The sequence below is a fragment of the Chryseobacterium luquanense genome (assembly GCF_026460945.1).
GTDB classification, from domain to species: domain Bacteria; phylum Bacteroidota; class Bacteroidia; order Flavobacteriales; family Weeksellaceae; genus Chryseobacterium; species Chryseobacterium luquanense.
On sequence record NZ_JAOVZV010000019.1, the window covers coordinates 25,224 to 47,184 of the forward strand.

The following is a 21,961-nucleotide window of genomic DNA, read 5'->3' on the forward strand; positions in this document are numbered from 1 at the left end:
TGAGCGGGGATTTTTTGTGTTTCAGAATCAATTATTTTTTGATAATCTTATGAACCGTTGTTGATTTATCTGTTTTAATTTCAACAAAATAAACTCCCGATTGTAAGTTTTGAATATTAATCTTTTTGTTTAGCGTATTCATTAGTTTTTGTCCGGAAACAGAGTAGATGTTAATATCTTTAATGTTGTCCTGAGTTTCAATAACCACAAAATCACTTGCCGGATTTGGATAAATCTTAAAACTTTCCTTTACCGAATTTGAAACACTTAAAGTAACATTTGCCTCCGTTGGAGTAAACGGTCTTCTTGTTCCAAAACTTAATCCGAACCAATCGTTATTATTTAAAGTAATCGCTGAAAGATTAGCATTGGTTTTCCAGTTTGACAAATTGGTTCCTTTGTATAACTTCCAAGTGTTTGTTCCGTTCGCTGTTCCAGAAAAAGAATTTAATAACAATGTTGAAACCTGATTCGCTGCTGAAGTATAACTAAATGTACTAGTTTGTGCATCAATTAATTGTAAAGCCTGTTCTGCGGTAATTGTTCCGTTATATTGAATTCCAAAAACAAAAGAATTGGCATTTCCGTTAGAGTTATTAGTTCCAAAATCGACAACGACTAAGCTTTTGTTAGAACCCGTCCCGATCCAATTAGTAATTTGTGATGCATTATACCAAAGTGAACTATATGCAGGAATCGGTGTTGCAGGAGCTTCAGCAGTTGGATTGCTAAATCCATAACTTGCACCATACCATTCTCCGTTTGCAATTGTTCCGGAATTCATCCATCCTCCCATAGACCAATTACTTGTGTCGCTTCCGCTCCATAAACTCCAATAATCAGGAACTGACTGTGCAGTATGGTTGTTAAAAGAAATCTTATCAAGAAAACCGTTATTAAAAGTCAGATTATAATCAAATGCAGGTTCTGCACTTTTAATCATTTGTAACATTTGCGGGCCTGTAATATTTTGTCCGGAATTGAATCTCACTCCCCAAACATAAGATCTGTCATCTGTTCCATCTTTAAAATCGGCAACAAAATAGGCTGTTTGTGAGCCTGTTCCTACAAAAAACTTTACATCATTTGCTGTTAACTGCGCAAAGCACAATGCAACGATAAAAGTACATGTAAGACTTAATATTTTTTGCATTTTAAATCTTATTTAATGATTAATTTCTCACTGAAACTGTTATTTTTATCTGTGATTTTTACAACGTAAACTCCTTTAGAAAGTGTACTTACTTCAATTCCGTTTGGAGTATATTGCGTGTTGATAATCATTCTTCCATTCACATCATAAACCTGAATATTTCCTCCATTTAAGTCTTGTACAAAGAACTTGTAGCTTGCAGGATTTGGATATATTGATAATTTAGAAGTTTTTAAATTTTCAGCAGTTGAAAGAGATGCGCTGCTGTATGCAATAATTTGATTAGGTAAAGAAGTTACCGTAAAAGTATTCAATAAAGAACCTTGTAAATCGTAAGTGTAAATTTTTCCCGGCGCAACATATCCTTGTGGATCGGCGGCATAAATTTTATTATTCACAACATTAAATCCATAAGCTGTTCCGTAACTGTTTACAGCAATCGGGGTAACTGCGATTGGATTTGTAGTGATGGAAGGCGAAGCAATCGGTGTTTTATAAATCGAAGCTTCGTTCATATAATAGATATTCGTTCCATCTGTGTCCATGTAAGACGGTTTTACACCGACAGGAAATGTTGTGCTTGAAGCTACACTTTGAGTAGTCGTGTTGTAAACAGTAAGCCTTCCAAAAGATGTTGCAGAGTAGGGATCTCCCGAACTCATAATGTACAGTAGGTTATCTTTTTCAAAAATACTGTTTGGAGAATTCCCAACATTTACCTGAGATTCAACGGTGTTGGTTGTCGTATTGATTATATCCATAAACTGATTCAATCCGTAACCTCCTTTTAACAAAACATATAATTTGTTGTTTTTGCTGAAGATTTTTTCAGGACCGTTTCCTACAGGGATATTTGTTTCGTGAGTATAATTGTTAAGATTAAATACTGCCACATAATCATCAGTAGTACTACTGCCGCTTCCCCAATTGGTGACGTAAGCTTTGTTGCCATTAAAAGCAATGTATCTTGGATTATTAAGATTGGTCGAAATTGTTGTAATTAAAGAAAAATCAGATTTGTTGATGACTTTGATTTGGTTTGAAATATTTAAAACCACAAAAATTTTATCACCAAAAATTTTAATGTCTTGAGCCGTATCGCCCAATGTTGCATTGTTATTTTTACTTTTATAATAATTGTTGGTGACAACCGATTGATTGTTAATAAGTGATATTTCAGCATTATTGCTTCCAGCACCGCCTTCGTTAAGTACTAAGACTCCTTCAGTCTGAGCATTTGCAAAAGAAATTACAAACGCAAGAATAAGAAAATAGATTTTCTTCATGATATAATTATATTAAAGTTTTACTCCCGAAACTTCACTGCAGGAAAAAACAGTCATGAAAAAATCTATAAAGATTCTTATTTCATAAACTTTTCTTCCCGAAAGTTGAAATTCATCTAAGGCAGGTCTCCTGGCTTGCATCTTATTATTACCTTCCCATTTCGTTTAAAACAAAACAGTGGTTTTATTTATAATAAGTTGAATAGCTTACAGTTGCGGGTACAGCTCAAGAATTATTGTATTTCACTTGATTCCCTATTAATGAACGCATGGGTTCAACCTTAAACTTTTGCAAAGATATTATTTAAAAATTGAATGATATTTTAATAATAATTCAATGATTTTTAAATTATGTTGAATAATGATTATTTGTTAAATGCTTGTATTGTTGATTTAACTAAAAAAGACATATCAAACGATATGTCTTTACTTTTTTATGTGAATTGTTTCTTAATTAAAACCTTCAATAATTTTTGAGAAATCTTCAAGTTTTAATGCAGCTCCACCAATCAAACCACCGTCAATATCAGGTTGAGAGAAAATTTCTTTTGCGTTATCAGGTTTTACAGAACCACCGTAAAGAATAGAAACTTCGTCAGCAACTTCCTGTCCGTATTTTTCTGCAATAATTCCTCTGATGTGAGCGTGAATTTCCTGCGCTTGTTCCGGGGTTGCAGTTTCTCCTGTTCCGATTGCCCAAACTGGTTCGTAAGCGATGACAACTTTTTTAATTTCTTCTGCAGAAAGCGTGAAAAGAGCCGTTTCAGTCTGAGTTTTTACAACGTCAAAATGTTGCCCTGCTTTTCTTTGCTCTAAAGTTTCCCCGTTACAGTAAACAGGAATTAAACCTTTATCTAAAGCTAATTTTACTTTTTTATTGCAACTTTCATCGCTTTCTCCGTGATATTGTCTTCTCTCAGAGTGACCGATTAGAGAACCTGTTGCATCGATAGACTCCAACATATCTGCAGAAAGTTCGCCTGTGTATGCTCCACTTTCAAATTCGCTCATATCCTGAGAAAAAACTCCGATTTCGTCTTTCTCAAAAATATCTTTTGCCATCATTAAATACAAAGAAGGCGGCGCAATCCAAACTTCGCAATTGCTAGTATTACTATTTTTATAGCTTAATAATTGAATCATTAATTGTTGAGCATCAATGACATTTTTGTTCATTTTCCAGTTTCCTGCAACTATTTTTCTTCTCATAGTTCTATATTATCTTTTTGTTTCTTTTTTATTTATTAATTCCCTCCAATTTAAACATGAAAGCATATTCCAAAGCAATATCTTTCAGATAATCAAATCTTCCTGAAGCGCCTCCATGACCGTATTCCATATCTGTTTTTAAAAATAATACGTTTTTGTCAGTTTTTAAATCTCTTAATTTTGCTACCCATTTTGCAGGCTCAAAATATTGTACCTGAGAGTCGTGTAAACCTGTTGTTACCAATAAATTAGGATAGTTTTTTCTCTCAATATTTTCATACGGAGAATAAGATTTCATATAATCGTATGCTTCTTTATTATTCGGATTTCCCCATTCATCATACTCATTCGTTGTCAAAGGAATACTTTCATCCAACATCGTATTGATAACATCCACAAAAGGAACTTGTGCAATTACTCCGTTCCATAATTCTGGTTTCATGTTGACAACAGCTCCCATCAAAAGTCCACCTGCACTTCCTCCTTGAGCATACAAATGTTTTGGTGAGGTATATTTTTCTTTCATTAAAAATTCTCCTGCGTTGATAAAATCGGTAAATGTATTTTTCTTTTTCAACATTTTTCCGTCTTCATACCATTGGCGCCCCATTTCTTGTCCCCCACGAATGTGCGCAATTGCAAAAGCAAAACCTCTATCCAGAAGACTCAGTCTTGTACTGCTGAAAGTTGCTTCCATCGAGCTCCCGTAAGAGCCGTAAGCGTAGAGTAGGAGTGGGTTTTTACCTTCCTTTTTCAACCCTTTTTTATAAACAATAGAAATTGGAATTTTTATGCCGTCTTTTGCAAAAGCGAAAAGTCTCTCCGTTACATAATTGGCTTTATTGTAACCTCCCAAAACTTCCTGTTGTTTGAGTAAAGTTCTTTTTCCTGTTTGTAAATTTTGCTCATACTGTGAACTCGGAGTAATCATCGAAGTATATCCGAATCTGAAATAATCAGTATTATACTCAGGATTTCCTGATGGATAAACGGTATAAGCTGCTTCATCGAATTTTAAAAACTCTTTTTTATTGGTTCTTCTGTCAATAATCACCAATTGAGAAAGCCCGTTTTGTCTTTCACTGAAAACCAGGTAATTTTTAAACTCACTGATTCCTTCCATCAAAACATCTTTTCGGTGCGGCATGAAATCTTTCCAGTTTTCAACGCCTGTTTTATCCAAAGGAGTTTCCATCACTTTGAAATTGAGCGCGTCTTTATTGGTTGTGATTAGAAACTTATCTTCCAAGGCAGTTACATCATATAAAACGTCTTTCATTCTTGGCTGGAAAACCTTGAAAGCTGCATTAGGCTCATCTGCATTAATATATCTTGTCTCTGAAGAAGTGGTCGCTGAAGAAACAATCATAATGATTTTTTCGTTCTTGGATTTTCCTACGCCAATATAATTGGTTTTGTCTTTTTCTTCGTAGACTAAAGCATCTTTTGAGGGATCTGTACCTAGAGAATGTCTGTAAATTTTCTCTGTTAAAAGCGTTTCAGGATTTTTTCCTGTATAGAAAATTGTTTTGTTGTCATTCGCCCAGGTTGCAGAACCAGTGGTGTTTTTAATTCCTAAATCGGTAATTTTTCCGGTTGTTAAGTCTTTTAAAAATAATTTATACTGCCTTCTTGAAACATCATCAACACCGTAAATCATCTTAGAATTATCTGGACTGATGCTGAAACCTGCCGCAGAATAGTAAGCATGACCTTCCGCAAGCTGGTCTACATCCAAAAGAATTTCTTCGGGAGAACTAAGATTACCTTTTTTTCTGCAATATTTAAAATACTGTTTTCCGGTCTCAGTTCGGGTGTAGTAATAATATCCTTTCCTGAAAACCGGAACAGATTCGTCTTTTTCCTTAATTCTTGCCTTCATTTCCTGAAAAAGCTTCTCTCTGAAAGGCACTGTATCTTTCATCATTCCTTCCCAGTAAGAATTTTCGGAGGTAAGATAATTAACAACTTGTGTAGAATCTTTTCCCTTTTTGAAATAATCGATCATCCAGTAATAAGGATCATTCACCTTATCACCATGAATGTTTCTCAGGTGTTGTTTTTTATCGGCAATCGGAGCTTTCATCTCCGGAAATATCTGAGACTGAAATAGGGTTGTACTCATTACTAATAGGGACAGGCAAATTTTTTTCATGTTATTGTTGCATTTTTTATCTTTAGTTTAAGTTCCAAAGATTTTTCAGAAGAACATAGAATGTATGTTCTTCATCGGTCACTTTATCATCAGCTTTAATCAACGTTTTAGCAAATTGAATGAAACTTAAACGTTCTTCTTCCGTAGAATCCTCCAGGAAACAACGTCCGTGAAATTCAAAATGATCTTTCCATTCTTCAGGTTGAAGTAATGCGATCGTTTCTAATTCGTTATCCAAATTCATTTTAAAAGGAAATTCGTCAGCAAGATATTGTTGTACCAACATTCCTTCTTCGGGAGCAAACTCTCCGTCAACAGACGAAAGAATCATTAATAAGTGATAACCGGCGATAGATTTATTTGATTTTTGCATTTTTTTAGTTTAAAATTTAATATTCTGAGTTTACTATTTTTTAAAGGTTTAAAAATTGATAATTCCTTATTCACAATTGGCTATGAAAACCTAGTCAATATAGTTTTTAGCAGGTTGTTTATCAACAATTTTTCCTTTTTCTAATGTTAAAACGAATGGATTACTTCTTGCAATGGTTTTAATTGCAGTTCCATCCATCATTGCATTTTTTATTGTTTTAAAAGTATTTTGTTCGGTAGAAACTCCATAAATCACAGCTCCCTTCTGAGCGTTTACTTTAGCTTCTATGTTTTTAATTAATTCTGGAGAAACCTCTTTTGGATGATACGAAAAAACTAAAATTGCTTTTGGAGCATTGATAACTTCATCAGTTAAATCAATTCCTGTAGGATCTTCAATTTTGAATTTTACGATTTCAGATTTATAACCTTCTTTGATTAATTTAGACTCATTTTTACCTTCTTCAATTTTCCAAGGCGAACCTTCTTCCCAATATTTTGTTTGGTTAACGTAATCATCTTGATTCACTTTTAGAACTTCTCTTGTCTTAGAATTTTTCATTGAATAGACAGTTTTATATTCAGAAGGATTTTTATTGATTTTTGCTTTTTCGGCTTTCAAATCAGTTCCGACTTTATAATCACGGAAGTCAATAATCGGTTCATTGATGATTCCCATTGACATAATAACGATCATGATTCCACAGAAAACGCCTAAAGCGACTGATTTAAATTTATTGTTCTCAGGTTTATTATTGTCACTGTAAGCATCTTTTTTAGTGAATTCTTTTCTGTATAAAATGAAAAGGATAATTAGACCAACCAAAAGAATAACATCTTTCAAAAAGCTTTCCCAAGGTGTAAATTTAATCGCATCTCCGAAACATCCGCAATCTGTAACAACATTAAAATAAGCTGAATAGAATGTTAAAAATCCAAAGAAGACACAAAGAGCAATCAGTGCAGAAAGCGTGAATTTCAGTTTTAATTTTAATAAAAGTAAGAATCCTAAGAATAACTCAAGAACAACTACAATAATTGAAAAAAGGAGGGCAAATTTCTCCAAAAACGGCATATTGAAAACCGATGGAGAAAAATATTCTTCCATTTTAAAGGAAAAACCTACCAAATCCACAGCTTTTACAAAACCTGAAGCGATGAAAATAACAGCAATAATGAAACGTAATAAACCTTTTATCATAATAATCGTTTTTATTTCGGTTGAGTTGTTTGTTCAGAAAATTTAATCAGACAGAAAACTGCATAATTCAGCATATCAAAATAATTGGCATCCAAACCTTCGGAAACCAAAGTTTTTCCTTGGTTATCTTCAATCTGTTTGGTTCTCAGTACTTTTTGGTAAATCAAATCGGTGATGGAAGAAATTCTCATATCTCTCCATGCTTCGCCGTAGTCGTGATTTTTCTTTTCCATTAAAGCCTGAGCTTCAGCAGAATATTTATCGTAAAGATTTAGAATTTCTTCAGGATTTTCATTAAAATCGTTCGAAAGACCTTTCTCAAGTTGAATCAATCCTATAATTGAGTAATTAACGATAGCGACAAATTCTCCTTCCTCACTTTCATCAATCATTTTTACATCGGTCATCTGTAACGTGCGGATTCTGTTGACTTTAATATAAATTTGGTCGGTAATCGAACTTGGGCGTAAAACTCTCCAAGCTGCACCATAATCATGCATTTTTTTACTGAAAAGATCACGACATTCACTGATGATTTTACCGAACTGTTCTGAAGTTTTTGACATAAATTTCCTTAATCTTTCAAAGATACAAATTAGGTTTTAGGTAGCAGGAATCAGATATTAGTTTTTTAGGTAGAAATTACAGGTTTGACACAAGAAGTAAGTATTTTTGCACAATGGAAAATCATTCATCACTCATTGATAATTATTCATTAAACTGCAACGGAAAATTAGTTGATTTAAGTTCACCAAAAATCATGGGAATTTTAAATCTTACACCTGATTCTTTTTCTGACGGCGGACAATTTAATAATGAAAAATCGGCTTTAGAACAAGCCGAAAAGTTGTTGAAAGATGGAGCTGAAATTATTGACATCGGTCCTCAATCTACAAGACCAAATGCTGAATTTTTGAGCAGTGAAGAAGAAATAAGAAGAACTGGAAAAATGATTTCATATATTAAAAAAGAGTTTCCTGAAGCTTTAATTTCTCTTGATACTTTTTATGCAGAAACCGTAAAATTTGGTTTTAATGAAGGAATTGATATTGTAAATGACATTTCAGGCGGACAATTTGATAAAAATATGTTTGACACGGTTGCTGAAGCAAAACTTCCCTATATTTTAATGCACGTAAATCCTTCTTACGAAACAATGCATGATAAAATTAAATTTGATGATATTATATTGAATGTCAATCAATATTTTACTAAAAAAACGAACGAACTTTTACAAAAAGGAATTAAAGATATTATTCTTGATCCCGGTTTCGGATTCGGAAAAATGGTTGAAGATCAAATGAAAATGATTAATGAAACGCAATTTTTAGGCTTTGGAAAATTTCCTTTATTGATTGGTATTTCACGAAAATCTTTTATTTATAAGCCTTTAGGGAAATCTCCTTTAAATATCAACGAAGAAACGCAAAAACTACATTTAAAAGTTTTAAAACAGGGAGCCAAAATTTTGCGTGTTCATGATGTTTCAGAAGCGAAAGAAACAGTAGATAATTTCTTGAAATTAAATTACTAAGATCATAATTGAGTTACTTTTAATAGTTAACATCTTCTATAACGTAGCCAATGAGTGTAGAATCTGCATCATATCTTAGTTTAAGATTAATTTCTCCGTTGGGATCAATCATATCATATTTTTCTTCAATCTGATACACTTCGTAATGATTACAATCTAATGAAGATGGTTTACCGATTAATTTGATAACATCACTTTTTTTGGTGCCTTTTTTATCTTTGGTAACGCGGAAATCCAAAACATTATAGATTAAATCATCAAGCATTTTTTTTCTGTAATTTTCTCCATACAAACCATTTTCAAAAGGAATCCATTTTGAAGAATCAAATTTTTGCCTGTTACATCCGCTCAAAAGAAAAGCAGTGAAAATGACAACTGTTATTCTGAAATTTCTTTTCATTTGAAATATTAATTTGAAAAAATGAACGATACTAATTCAAATTCGCAAGTTTATCTGAGAATTGTTTTGAAAATTCTTTTCTGTCTTCTTCCAGCTTTTCAGGATTTGACGGAAGAATATAGTTGAAAAGTATTTTTTCTTCGTTGTCTAAAAAGATGATTTCTTTTTCTTCGCCATCAATCATTTGCGAAAAAAGTGACCACATCGAAGTGTCTTTTAGTCTTAATAATTCAAAAAATTGCTCTGCTTTTATTTCTATTTTTTTCATTGATTTATTTTTTAATTAATTACTGCTTCTTTAACCATCCCTTCAAAAATTCTTTCGAATTTTCGCCACCCCTCCAAAGGAGTGGAATTTTTAGAATTCTAATAATTTAAGTTTAAACTGTATTGCAAAATTCTGCTTAAAATTAGGCGTTGTATAATATCCGACTCTATAAAATAAACCAAGATTAAAATAAGAGGAGAGAAAATTATTCCATTCCAAACCAACTTCCTGATACAGATGATCCAGTTTTTTAAATCTGAAATCATGGTATTCCGGATGCTTCATATCGCCAATAGTTCCACGCAGAACAAAATCAAAACTTGTCACATTTTGTCCGATACTTTTAAAATAAAACGGGAGTTTATGAGTAAGATAATACGCTACAAATTTATCATTGTAAAATTTTCCGCCTTCCAAAGTGGCAAACCCCAAGTAAGAAGTAAGGTTAAAATTAATATCTCGACTCGGAGAAGCCAAACCGTTTGTTGTAAAGTTCTTCCAAATCGGAGCTTCACCCAAAAGAAAACCTCCGTATAAACGAAGTCCGGTAGTTCCTAATCTTGTTTTAAAATTATGAACAAACAAAGCATCAAAACGGGTGTAATTAAAATCTCCTCCAAAAATTTTTAGACTTTGCTCATAATTAAAATAAAGCTCAGGATATTTTTGGTCAATCACCGACTTTCCTTGCGGAGTCATCACATTCGTAGAATTTGGAGAGTATTTCAATGTAATTAAAGTGTTGAAATTTTCAAATGCACCTTGTTTTCCTCGGAAACTGTAATCAAACAAAGCTTCTTCTGTATTTCTTCTTGCAGCAAAAGCTAAAGTTAAACCGTTTGTTACATCATTTAAATAAGACAAAGAAGCACCTTTATATCGGTAATATTTGTCGTTGTTCAGGTTATTTCCATAATTCATCATTCGCATTCTGAACGTCCAAAGTCTGCGGTAAAATTCGCCGGAAGAATTTACATCATCATAATATTCAATTCTGAAATAAGAATTTTTTTCGAGAGAAGTTTTCATGTCCAGACCGATTCCGTACTTGAATTTATCGTCGCCTAGCCCGTAAGCAAAATAATAATCCGGAGAAAAATAAGGATCAAAATTCTCATTCAGTTTTCCTTTTAAACCAAATCTGAAACCCTCGTATAAGTTATAATTGACAACTTCACCAATATCAAAATCAAAACTTCCTACACGAACCTGTCCGTTTATCAAACCTGTCAAAACCCTTGCTGTACGGTCAATATTATAGAGTTTTCCTAAACTGTCGAGAGTTTTATAAGTGTGGCTTTCCCGTGAAGATAATGGTTCGGTTCGGTAAAGATGAAGCGTTTTTCCATCGGTGTTTTTTACGGAAAAAGTATAGCCTTTAAAATCATCGGCTTTTTCTTCGATAGGGGAGGTGTAATTAGAATATTTTGCATATAGATAAGCATAAGTTCCGAAACTGCTCTTTTTTTCTTGCTCTTTTTCGGGATTTTCGTTGTCTTGTCCCATCATCATTCGGCTCATGCGAAGTTTTATGCTTTCTTCGTACAAAAACCATTTATGGTTGAAAAAAATCCATGTACTGGTAATATTTCCTTCATTTTTTTCTTTACTGATGCTCTCTATTTTTTTAATTCCGTATGTTTCAGTGTCGATATAAATGGAACCGCTGAATTTTCTCTTTTTCATCGGTTTTTTATAATTGACTTCACGAAATCGAATTACATAATTCTGTCTTCCGTCGATTTCTATGCTGTCTGTAAGGAAAAAACGGTACAAACCACGGTTTTCCTGTTTGATCTGATTTGGTATTTTATTTCGGTTACTTTGCAGGGCTATCATTTCGTAGATGGGCTGTTTCAGTCCGGAAATTCGATTATCGAGAATGTTTATTTTTTCGCCGTATTTTTTAGAATAAATAAATTCCTGAGCTCTTTCCCAAAGGAAAAGTTTACTGTTGGCAAAAATTCTTCTTGCCGAAATGTCTTTCAGAGAATCTTCTTTTTTATTTTTTTTAAATAAGCCTAAATTATTGGTAAAAACATTGTTGAATGCCGTAATACTGTCCTGATCGATATCCAAAGAAACTTTTTCGTAAGAATTGTAAGCATAAGAATCGAGACTTTCGGGGGAATTACTTTTAAATAATTTATCTACTTTTCGTAGAATTTCCAATGCTCTCGGATCACTTTTATCTTCGAGGATGACGGTTTCTATCGCATAGGTTTTAGAGGAAGTTTTAGTAAGATAAACTTTGATATTCTCTTCAGATGAAGCGCTTTCTTTATAAAAACCCGGTGCTTCAATCTGAATATTTTTACATTTAGATTTAAATTCCAGAAAACCGTTAGAATTGGTTTTTCCTAAGATTTTATTGTCACACGAAATGGTTGCGTTAGAAATTGGAGTTTGTTCGTCTTCACTATAAACAGTAATTTTTGATTGTGAAAAACCAAAAATAAAAACCAGAAAAAATATAAAACTCAGACTCCTTTTCATACAGAAATTCTCACTTCAAAATTACAGATATTTCTTGTGGTGGGAAAGTTTTTGAAGTTAAGTATTTTTACTCAAAATGAGATTTCGAAATATTTTTTTAATTTTACTTTAACATGTTTGTGAGATAAGTAATTGCTAATAAGTAAATTTCACTTTTAGACATTTTATTATTTTCAAATTCAAAAGAAGTAAATTGTTCATCTTCTTTGGCTATCAAAGCACAACCACTATATTTTTTGTCTTTATATGTGTAGCTGTAGTTTATGATTTTAGAATTTTTTTTATCAATTTCCGTACTTATATTTCCTAGATTTTTGTTCTTTTTTATTGCTTTAAAGTTTTCTAGCATATCATTTTTAGAACTGTAAGAGTGTAAAAATAAACTTGTGTTGTCGGGAAGTTTTACCGCTATTTGAAGAGAGTCGTCATAATTTTTCTGAATAAAACTTTTAGCTTCAATTTTTATTTTTGAATTAAAATCTAAAGGCAGTAAGGTGTCTTTTTTTACTTTTATTACCTTAAAAATTGCCATCTGTACGTCATTCATTTTATTAATACTGTCATAGTTTTCGTAGAATAAATCATTTGATGCACTCTCGTCTTTATAAGAATCACTATCGTATTTGTAACTGCTTTGCTGAATCGGAAAATTTGCATCTTCGTAACTTTTTTCAGAATAAGATTTATCGGATGATTTGTTGCACATCATTACGAGTCTTATTACAACAAAAAGACATAAGACAATACTTAGAATGTTTTTCCAAACCGGTCTTTCCTGCATTATTGTATGTCTGTTTTGGAGATGGTGATTTCTTTCACGCTATTTCCTTTCGCATCTATGTAATTAAAAATAATATTGTTTACTCCCAAAGCTTCTGTTTTTGTAAAGATTTGTTTGAAACGAGGAGAATTCGCAATGGCTTCTTTTATCACTTCCTCAGAATCATCAATAGTAAGAAGCACTTTGAAACTTTCGGGAACTTCTACTGTATAAACGATATTGTTTTCTTCATCAGCTTTTATACTCATAATCTTTGTGCCGGAAGATTTATCTTCGAACGGAAGATTCTTATTATATACTTCAAGAACAGTATCAAGTGCAGAGACTTGTTTATTTTCTTTTGGTAAAGATTTTATATTTTTTGAAACTTTCCCGATAGAACTATTTTTATCAATGATTTCATTTGCGATTACTCTTCCGCCAATACCGTAAATTTTAATGATAAACTTTACATCCTTTTCAAGAAGTTCTTTTCCTTCTCTTTCACTTCTAATAGCCTGTCCCATAATTTCAGGAATTGAAGATTTGATTAATCTTTTTTCTTCCTTATTTTCGGAATCATTGAAAGTATTGATGTTAATTGTAATTTCATTTTCGCCAGACGCAACAGCTTTTGTAGATTTAATCATATAGCTATTTTTCATAGAGGAGGAAGCATTGTAGTTGCTTACGAAATTATCTATTTTGTCAATTTTTGTCTCGCATGAGGAAAGTAATAATGCTGAAAATAAGATAATAAATAATTTTCTCATGGGTATTTTTTTGAAAGATAAATAAAAAAACAGAAACTCTAAAGTCCCTGTTTTTAGTTTAATTTAAAAGATTAAATTTCAACTTAATTTAAATTTCAATTATTTTAAAAGTATCGTAATTACATTGCTTCTTCTTTTGTAATCGTAACTTCTTTCAACACTTTTCCGTTTTTATCGACATATAGATATTTAATGTGATTAATTCCTAAAACCGAAGTTTGCGCAAAAACCTGCTTTATTTCTCCTGATTGCAACATAGCTTCTTTCATCGCTTTTTCTGTTCCTTCTACTGCTAAAGCCGTTTTAAAGCTATCCGGAACTTCGCAGGTGTATACCAAATTGTTCTCTGCATCAGCTTTAATGCTTGTGATTTTAGTTCCTGTAGAAGCATCTACAATAGGAAGATTTTTGTTGAATGACTCCAGGATAGTGTTCAGTTGCTTGCTGTCTGGTTTTTCACCTTTGGCTATCGCTTTAAAATCAACATCTTTCGATAATTTTTTATCGTCAATAGGCTGGCTTAAAATAACCTGAGAATTTTTACCATACACTTTGATGTTAAACTGAACACCACTTTCGAAAAGCTCTTTTCCCAGTTTCTCGCTTCTTATTGCCTGTCCGATCAAATCGGGAAGAGCGCTGGTTACAAGATCACTTTCCATATCGCCTTTTTCATAATCTGTCTCCAAAGAGATGTCAACCTGATTTTCTGAAACAGCAGTTGCTTTGGTAGATTTAATTTGGTTGGTTGCAATCATGCTTGACGAGCGATTGTACATATCAACAAAATCCTGAACCTTATCTTTCTTAGATTGACAAGATAATAACAGTAGTGAAGTCATTACTGCAAAAAGTAGTTTTTTCATAAATAATATTTTTTGAAAAGATAATAACAAAACAGAAGCCATTCGACTTCTGCTTGAAATATTTTGATTGCTCACATTTATAATGTTTAAAACTTTGTGAGCTTTTATAAGTGAAGCGCCTTTGTGTAACTTAAAACAGTTAATAGTTAAAAAAACTTTTATGGGCTTTGCGTTAAAATTGAGTGCATTTTTGTATTATAACTCATCTAATTCAAAACATTAAACCTTAATTTAACCCCGAAATTATCCTTAAACTCTGAAGTCTGATAATACCCCAATCGATACGAGAACCCAACCCCAAAGCTTCTTCCTAAGAATCTATTCCAAATTAAGCCAACTTCCTGATAATTATGATCCAAAACCTGGAAATTAAACTGATGGTCGCCTCTGTTTTTAAAATCTCCGATTGCAGACTGATATTCCACTTCGATATTTGAATATCTAGTTCCGAATGTTTTAAATCTGAACGGTAAATATTGTGAAATTTTAAACCCGACAAACTTATCCGCATAAAAAGTTCCCGCGGGCATCGTCGTAAAACCTAGGTTCGAAGGTGTGTTGATATTCTGATACCATTTATCCGGATTGCTGTCTCTATGACCTGCAATTTCAAAGTTTTTCCAAATCGGAGCGGTTCCCGAAGAAATCCCACCGAAAAGTTTGATGTTGGTATATCCCAATTTTGATCTGAACTGATGAATAATCATTGCATCCAGTCTGTGGTAATCCAAATTTCCGCCTAAGGCGTTGAATCCTTTCTCGAAATTCATGAAAACCTGTGGAAATGCCTTTTCGTAAGTATATTTTCCGCTGGGCGTCATAATGTTTTTATCGTTCGGAGAGAATTTCAAAGATAGAGTAGCACTCGTATTGTCAAAGCTGTTGCCTAAATTTTTATACTGATAATCAAAAAGAGCGGACTGTTTCTCTTTATTCAAACTCAATTTCATGCTTAAAGAATTAGAAATATCATACAAATAAGACGCGCCCCATTTCTGATTTTTATAGAAATTAGCATTGTGAATATCAAGATTCAAATCATTAATTCTCATCATCATGTCCCACATATTGTTGCTGAATCTTCCTGCTGCAAACACATCATCCACATAATCGATTCTGAAAACCGAAGTTCTTTTGCTCGATAATTTCACATCTAAACCTAAACCGTATTTCCAGGTGTGGTCTTTAAAACCGTAGCCGAAATATCCATCCGGAGAAAACGTCTTGCTGAATTTCTCATTCAGTTTCACACCGGCTCCCAAACGGATTCCCTGATATTTATCGTAACTGAAAATCTTCGTAATATCAAAATCAATCATTTTATAGCGGAGATTTCCTCGCAGCAATTGGGTTAAGGTATTTAATTTCTTTTCGAAATCATGTTTCTGCACAAGGCTGTCGATATTCGAATAGGTGGCGCTTTCTCTTGCGGTCAGACTGTCGGTTCTGTACTGGTCGAGAAGACTTCCGTCTGAGTTTTTCATTTCCAGAGAATAGCCTTTAAACTCTGATGCTTTTTGAGATTCATTCAGTTTAAAATCAAAAAAGCGATTTTTTACATAGAGATAATTACCAAAACTTTTCTGATGGTATTTCCTTTTGTCACTGATGTAAGCGCCTTTCTTCAGGCTGTCGGTTTTCACGCTGTCTCTCTTGGCAACGTTAAAGGACTGGTCGCCCATTCTCAGTTTAATATCTTCATAATCCAGAAACCATTTTCCATCAATCGGTTTCCAGACGGAGACGATGTCGCCTTCACTTCTTTTTTTGTTGGCACTTTCAAACTTTTTCAGAGCGTAGGTTTCAGAATCGATATAGATTTTTCCGTTGAATTTTCTCGGATTCTGCTTCTTTTTATCCGTTATTTCTTTGAATTTAATCACAAAGGTTTTTCTCCCGTCAATCTGCAGCGTATCGGAAAGATAGAAATTGAACAGCTTTCTGTTTTCAGGTCTCAACTGTCTTGGAACACGGTCGAGATTGGAAATATTAATCGCCAACGCTTCATAGATAGGATTTTTAAAACCCGACATCCGGTTGTCGATGATATTGGTTTTTTCACCAAAACTTTTAGAATATTTGTACTCTGTGGCTTTTTCCCAAAGAAACATCTGGCTCTGTTCGGTGGCGTTGATGAAATCCTGTTCTATAAGAGAATCTTTAATCTCTTTCTCCTTCATTTTAAGATCTCTCTTTTCCACTTTGGCAAGAGAATCTTTTCGTACCGCAAGAAAGCGGGTGTAGGTATCCACAGAATCTTTGTCGACATCAAGCGAAAACTTACTGTACGATTTAAAGTCGTATGAGTCTAATGATTTGGGCGAATTATCTTTGGCTCTTTTATTTACTTCGTCTAAAATCCTCAACGCTCTCGGGTCGCTTTTATCTTGAATCACCACGCGGTCGATATTGTTTCTTTTTTCGGATAAAGGCAGCATCGAAATCTCCATCGACTTTTTCACATCCACCGTGATGTCTTCAAAATTGCTGGCCAGAATTTCTACTTTTTTACATTTCGTTTTAAAACTGAGATTCCCGCTGTAATCGGTTTTACCAAGCAGTGCATCATCACAATAAACTGCCGCATTGGGAATTGGTTCTTTGTTGGATTTGTTAAATACTTTCAGTTGAGTTTGCCCGAAAAACAGGAGTGTGGACAATACAAGCAGAGCAGATAAAAGTTTAGTCATTGAGTTTTTTATTAATGAGACAAAACTATTGATTAGAAAGTTACAAAACCGCAACAGAAAATATAATCTTTTGTTAAAAATTAAATCAGCTGTACTTCAATGCAATACCGCTGATTTTTATATTCTTCAATTCCCGTTGGAATGAAAAAAGGGAGTATGTTTAAGAATTTTTAAGGATTTTACTTAAATATTTTTCTATTGCCGAATCTCCATCAGTTCGAGTAGGAATTTTTGGAAGAAAAATTTTGTATTGAGAACATGGTTTTTTTTCATCTGCGGTTGAAATAAAATTGTTTTGTGTTTTGATATTTTCTATTTTTAAAAAATTATATATTGGATGGGCTTATTAAGTAAATCCAAATTTAAAAGAAATCCAAAATATATCTTACCAAACAAAATGACACAAGAAGAATTTATAAAAGAAGTTAGAAATTCGTATTTAAAAGCAAGAAAATGTATCTATCCTCCCAAAAACAATTTTGAAAAATTAAGCCGGGGAACTAGCCATTCAATTTCATCAGTTACAGAAGACTTATTTGGATGTTATTGTGCTGAAAAAATTACTAAGAAAGAAAACAATGCTATGATATTTATTGACCCACCTATTTCTTTTAAAGGAACAACTTTAAAAAATAAAAGTAAAAGAAGGGCTCTACTAATAAGACCAGATTTGGCATTTGTTGTTAATGACATTGCAACTGTACTATTTGATATTAAAACTGACTTGGGATATAAACGAAAAGATTTTTTCAATCAAGCAAAGGAAAGAAATGCACAACTTGATAAAATAAAAAAAAAGAAATGTTCATTTAATGATGGTGAAACAAAGGAAAAAAATGAAATAGTAATTTCGGAAAATATTAAATTTATTTACATAATTATTTCTCAAGGAAATATAACCCGAAAAATACAAGATGAATTTATTAGCCAAATTAAAGAACTCGAAAATATGGATATTTTTTTGCTTACAAATGGTGGTCATTTAAACACTTATGTTGATGAAATATCTTACACAATAAACAAAAATGAGTTTAATCGACTTGATAATATAATAAATACTGAATTAAACTTTTAAATTTACTATTGCTGAAAGTATTTTACATTAGGCAAATTAATGTACAAAATATAAATTAAGTTTTTTCAATTAAAATTCTATTAACAATTTCAGTTTTTATATTTTACTTCTAACAAGAACGTAAAAAAACTTTAAATTTTACAAAAATCATAATGGCTACATTATACGATCAATTCAAAATTATACTTGAAAAATATTCAAGCGAAAATAAAATTCAAATTTTACATCGAGGTTTTACAAAAGATTATTCTTTTAAAAAATTTAATTTGGATGTAAACTATAATACTTTAGAACAATTTGGTGAAAGGCTCTTTTTCTTTGGTGAAAAATCGAAAAATTTTGAATTCAAAAAGAATAATCTTAAGTTTAAAATAAATGATACTTCTAGTGAAACATTTGAAAGAATTTTTAATATTTTCGGCGAATTAGAAAACGATAATATTCCACAAGAATATTATCTTAAAAATGAAAAAAAAATTAATTATTTTACACAAGAAAATAAGATTGATTTTCTTGAAAAAGTTCAAAACTTACATGAAAACTGCAAGATATATCTTCGAAATTATTATTTTACAGTCTTACACCAATTAGATTATAATGATTTTAAAGATGTTTCTTTAATGGTATCTTCTTCGATAGAAAATAAAGTGGCTGAAAGTTTCTCTAACAAGAGTGGAATAAAAATAAATTTTTGGAAGTGGAATTCAGAAACAGATGTTTGCAATTTAGCTGATTTACCAATATTTGAAGGAGTTCCACATCCATATGAAAAAGAGGAAACTATTTTTGGCGCAATTTTCCCACATTATATATATTCCTTTGAATCAGAAGGGAAGATATTTATTAATCCTAATATTGAAGAGTTAGAAGATTATGAAGTTTTATTATATGCTGGTTTTGATATAGACCAATCAAATTTTAAAGAAAAACTTGAAATAATGACTTCTTATCAAACTTACTTAGAAAATAATAATGGTAAACTTGAAGAATTTTAATTTTATTACAAATTAATTTATTAAAATTGTATAGCCCATCTGCGAGGTTTTTCCATTTCAAAAAAAATCTTCTCTCAATCCCATACTATTCAAAAATATTTTTATATTTGTCTGAAGAACAACAAAAAACAAAATGATGATTAAGAAATATAACTCCGCAGCTCCTGCGCACGCTTCCGGCACCACCGGATCTCAGAAAAATTCCAATTGTACAAAACAGATTGTCCGTCTCAAAAACCGGTAAAGTACTACGACAGACCGCTCAACGACTTCGAAGACCGCTTCAATCGCTCCGAAAAGGCGTTCAGGCATTTCGATGAACCCGCCAACCATTTCTATAAAGCGTTCAAGAGTTTCAATGAGGTAATCAATCACTTCGATGAGCCCGTCAACCACTTCGATAAAGCAATCAGGCATTTCGAATAGGCAATCAACCACTTCGAATGGGTAATCAAGTACAATTTATTATATTTCAATGCCTTATAGGATTTTTTGAAAAATTGGTTTTCATGAACAATCAATAGCAATAAGATTTTAACTCTATTTTTTAAACACAAAAAACAATTACATTATGAAAAAAGAACAAGTAATCCGCATTTTCAGACTAACCGATGCTGTCCTTAAACAAAAAGCGGATGAATACATCGATTTACTCGACAGAGATTTCATCGAATTCGCAGACCGTGGCTACAACGCCGCCAAAAAATCTGAACTGACGACCGCCCGGGACACGGTAGAAAGCTTCCCCAACGATGAACAGCTGGAAGCCATCAAAATGAATCTTACCGAACAGAAAGATGCTGCCCGCAAAGCCCTCGAAAAAACCATGCGCAGTATTTTTAATATGGCAGAAAATGTTTTCGGGCAGTACAGTGCAAAACACAGGGAGTTTGGTGATGCTTTAATCAGTCAGCAAAGCGATGCCGAAATCGTGCGTGTCGCCAAAATCATGAGCCTTACCGCAGAAAAATACCTTACCGAACTTTCCGCAGAAGGTCTTACCCAGAATAAAATTAACACCCTCATTGCCCAACGGGAAGCACTTGATGTTGCAATCGATGCACAGGCTCAGGGAATTTCCGACCGTGATGTTGCCACCGAAGGCAGGGTAGAAGCCCTCAATGCACTCCATCGGTTGCTCATGAAATACGCAGGCATCGGCCAGGATATCTTCTACGAAACCAACGAAGCCAAATATAACGACTACATCATCTACGATACTCCTAACGGATTGCCGGAGGTGCCACCAGCGGAGCCAGTATAAATTAAATTCTATAAAAGTCACTCGTCAGTCGCACCGTCAGTCGTACATCACTCATGCGTCAGTTCGAGTGTTTTTCGTAGCGCAGCGTAGAAAAATGTATCGAGAACCCGTGAACCGAAGCACAAAATTAGTCTTCAATACAAAAACTTCTCGATACACTCCGCTTCGCTGCGTTACTCGAAGTGACGTCCTTCGAATCAAGATTGTGCCAAAGTAAAATGCTCGTCAGTTTGAACACTGTCAGTTCGAGTGTTTTTCTGCAACGAAGTGGAAGAAAAATGTATCGCGAACTTAGTGAACCGAAGCTCAAATTTATTCTTCAATACAAAAACTTCTCGTTACACTCTGCTTCGCTGCTTTAGTCGAAGTGACGTCTTTCTAATCAAGATTGTGCCAAAGTAAAATGCTCGTCAGTTTGAACACTGTCAGTTCGAGTGTTTTTCTGCAACGAAGTGGAAGAAAAATGTATCGAGAACTTAGTGAACCGAAGCTCAAAATTATTCTTCAATACAAAAACTTCTCGATACACTCTGCTTCGCTGCGTTAGTCGAAGTGACGTCTTTCAAATCAAGATTGTGCCAAAGTAAAACGCTCGTCAGTTTGAACACCGTCAGTTCGAGTGTTTTTCTGCAACGAAGTGGAAGAAAAATGTATCGAGAACTTAGTGAACCGCAGCACAAAATTATTCTTCAATACAAGAACTTCTCGATACACTCCGCTTCGCTGCGTTAGTCGAAGTGACGTCTTACAAATCCAGATTGTGCCAAAGTAAAACGCTCGTCAGTTTGAACACCGTCAGTTCGAGTGTTTTTCTGCAACGAAGTGGAAGAAAAATGTATCGAGAACTTAGTGAACCGAAGCACAAAATTATTCTTCAATACAAAAACTTCTCGATACACTCCGCTTTGCTGCGTTACTCGAAGTGACGTCCGTTTAATCAAAGTACTAATTAAGTGATGTCCGTTAAATCAAAAATTCTTAATACAAATAATCATGCAAACCTCATTCGTTTATATATTACTTTGTTCTGATAATACTTACTACACGGGAGTAACCGAAAATGTTTATAAACGGTTCGACGAACATCAGGATGGAAAACATTTTGGTTCTTACACATTCTCAAGGCGTCCGTTGCAGTTAGTCTATTTTTGTCAGTTTATGGATATCGAACAAGCAATTGTTTTTGAGAAAAAGATTAAAAAATGGTCTCAAGCAAAGAAATTAGCATTAATCGAAGGACGTTATGAGGATTTGCCTAATCTTGCGAGGAAGAAGTTTAAATAAAAAGAATAATATGGATTTCGTGTTTCTTTCGTCGTCTGTCAGTTTGATTTCCGTCAGTTCGAGTGTTTTTCGCAGCGCAGCGGAGAAAAATGTATCGAGAACTCGTGAACCGAAGCACAAATTTTGTCATTATATCATAAACTTCTCGATACACTCCGCTTCGCTGCGTTACTCGAAGTG

General features: G+C 33.2%; 19 protein-coding genes and 1 riboswitch. Of the genes, 5 read left to right on the forward strand and 14 right to left on the reverse strand.

The genetic code is table 11. The features are described 5' to 3' along the window. Positions 1 to 31 precede the first annotated feature (31 nt). From OEA66_RS16340 to OEA66_RS16370, 7 genes are all read right to left on the reverse strand, one after another. A complete protein-coding gene (locus OEA66_RS16340) occupies positions 32 to 1,153 on the reverse strand; it encodes a T9SS type A sorting domain-containing protein (RefSeq protein ID WP_267282381.1) in 1,122 nt (373 codons plus the stop codon). Between the two features lie 8 nt (positions 1,154 to 1,161). Continuing rightward, a complete protein-coding gene (locus OEA66_RS16345; protein WP_267282382.1) occupies positions 1,162 to 2,439 on the reverse strand; it encodes a T9SS type A sorting domain-containing protein in 1,278 nt (425 codons plus the stop codon). A gap of 103 nt (positions 2,440 to 2,542) precedes the next feature. Further along, positions 2,543 to 2,738, reverse strand: a riboswitch (cobalamin riboswitch). 151 nt (positions 2,739 to 2,889) lie between these two features. Further along, positions 2,890 to 3,648 (reverse strand): triose-phosphate isomerase, encoded by a 759-nt coding sequence (tpiA, locus tag OEA66_RS16350; protein ID WP_267282383.1) that lies wholly within the window; start codon positions 3,646 to 3,648, stop codon positions 2,890 to 2,892. Between the two features lie 28 nt (positions 3,649 to 3,676). Then, positions 3,677 to 5,803, reverse strand: coding sequence for a S9 family peptidase (locus OEA66_RS16355; RefSeq protein WP_267282384.1), 2,127 nt, complete (start codon positions 5,801 to 5,803; stop codon positions 3,677 to 3,679). Positions 5,804 to 5,825: 22 nt separating this feature from the next. Further along, complete coding sequence (locus OEA66_RS16360) at positions 5,826 to 6,176, reverse strand: TerB family tellurite resistance protein (RefSeq protein ID WP_267282385.1); 351 nt, start codon at positions 6,174 to 6,176, stop codon at positions 5,826 to 5,828. Positions 6,177 to 6,266: 90 nt separating this feature from the next. Next, the gene (locus tag OEA66_RS16365) at positions 6,267 to 7,376 is read right to left on the reverse strand and encodes a BT_3928 family protein (protein WP_267282386.1); all 1,110 of its coding nucleotides are present in this window, start codon (positions 7,374 to 7,376) and stop codon (positions 6,267 to 6,269) included. Between the two features lie 11 nt (positions 7,377 to 7,387). After that, on the reverse strand, positions 7,388 to 7,942 hold the full coding sequence (locus OEA66_RS16370; protein WP_267264412.1) for a DUF1599 domain-containing protein: 555 nt from the start codon (positions 7,940 to 7,942) through the stop codon (positions 7,388 to 7,390). Positions 7,943 to 8,055: 113 nt separating this feature from the next. On the opposite strand from OEA66_RS16370, the gene folP reads away from it, so the two are divergent. After that, positions 8,056 to 8,910, forward strand: coding sequence for a dihydropteroate synthase (gene folP, locus OEA66_RS16375; RefSeq protein WP_267282387.1), 855 nt, complete (start codon positions 8,056 to 8,058; stop codon positions 8,908 to 8,910). 19 nt (positions 8,911 to 8,929) lie between these two features. Here the strand turns inward: folP and OEA66_RS16380 are convergent, their stop codons facing one another. The 7 genes from OEA66_RS16380 to OEA66_RS16410 form a co-directional block, all read right to left on the reverse strand. Further along, positions 8,930 to 9,310 (reverse strand): hypothetical protein, encoded by a 381-nt coding sequence (locus tag OEA66_RS16380; RefSeq protein ID WP_267282388.1) that lies wholly within the window; start codon positions 9,308 to 9,310, stop codon positions 8,930 to 8,932. Between the two features lie 31 nt (positions 9,311 to 9,341). Beyond that, a complete protein-coding gene (locus OEA66_RS16385) occupies positions 9,342 to 9,578 on the reverse strand; it encodes a hypothetical protein (protein ID WP_267282389.1) in 237 nt (78 codons plus the stop codon). A 90-nt stretch (positions 9,579 to 9,668) separates the two neighbouring features. Further along, positions 9,669 to 12,074, reverse strand: coding sequence for a hypothetical protein (locus OEA66_RS16390; protein WP_267282390.1), 2,406 nt, complete (start codon positions 12,072 to 12,074; stop codon positions 9,669 to 9,671). A gap of 103 nt (positions 12,075 to 12,177) precedes the next feature. After that, a complete protein-coding gene (locus OEA66_RS16395; protein WP_267282391.1) occupies positions 12,178 to 12,855 on the reverse strand; it encodes a hypothetical protein in 678 nt (225 codons plus the stop codon). After that, positions 12,855 to 13,607, reverse strand: coding sequence for a hypothetical protein (locus OEA66_RS16400; protein WP_267282392.1), 753 nt, complete (start codon positions 13,605 to 13,607; stop codon positions 12,855 to 12,857). Before OEA66_RS16400 ends, OEA66_RS16395 begins: the two co-directional genes overlap by 1 nt. A gap of 119 nt (positions 13,608 to 13,726) precedes the next feature. Continuing rightward, complete coding sequence (locus OEA66_RS16405; RefSeq protein WP_267282393.1) at positions 13,727 to 14,473, reverse strand: hypothetical protein; 747 nt, start codon at positions 14,471 to 14,473, stop codon at positions 13,727 to 13,729. Positions 14,474 to 14,679: 206 nt separating this feature from the next. After that, positions 14,680 to 17,163, reverse strand: a complete 2,484-nt coding sequence (locus OEA66_RS16410; protein WP_267282394.1) for a peptidase associated and DUF5686 domain-containing protein — start codon at positions 17,161 to 17,163, stop codon at positions 14,680 to 14,682. 337 nt (positions 17,164 to 17,500) lie between these two features. Here OEA66_RS16410 and OEA66_RS16415 point away from each other — a divergent pair, with 337 nt between their 5' ends. The 4 genes from OEA66_RS16415 to OEA66_RS16430 all read left to right on the forward strand — a co-directional run bounded on the left by OEA66_RS16415 (position 17,501) and on the right by OEA66_RS16430 (position 21,781). Continuing rightward, on the forward strand, positions 17,501 to 18,238 hold the full coding sequence (locus tag OEA66_RS16415) for a hypothetical protein (RefSeq protein ID WP_267282395.1): 738 nt from the start codon (positions 17,501 to 17,503) through the stop codon (positions 18,236 to 18,238). Positions 18,239 to 18,390: 152 nt separating this feature from the next. Next, complete coding sequence (locus OEA66_RS16420) at positions 18,391 to 19,233, forward strand: hypothetical protein (RefSeq protein ID WP_267282396.1); 843 nt, start codon at positions 18,391 to 18,393, stop codon at positions 19,231 to 19,233. A gap of 571 nt (positions 19,234 to 19,804) precedes the next feature. Next, on the forward strand, positions 19,805 to 20,497 hold the full coding sequence (locus OEA66_RS16425) for a hypothetical protein (protein ID WP_267282397.1): 693 nt from the start codon (positions 19,805 to 19,807) through the stop codon (positions 20,495 to 20,497). Between the two features lie 993 nt (positions 20,498 to 21,490). Continuing rightward, positions 21,491 to 21,781: a GIY-YIG nuclease family protein gene (locus OEA66_RS16430; RefSeq protein WP_267282398.1), complete on the forward strand. Its 291-nt coding sequence runs from the start codon at positions 21,491 to 21,493 to the stop codon at positions 21,779 to 21,781. The last annotated feature ends 180 nt before the right edge of the window (positions 21,782 to 21,961 follow it).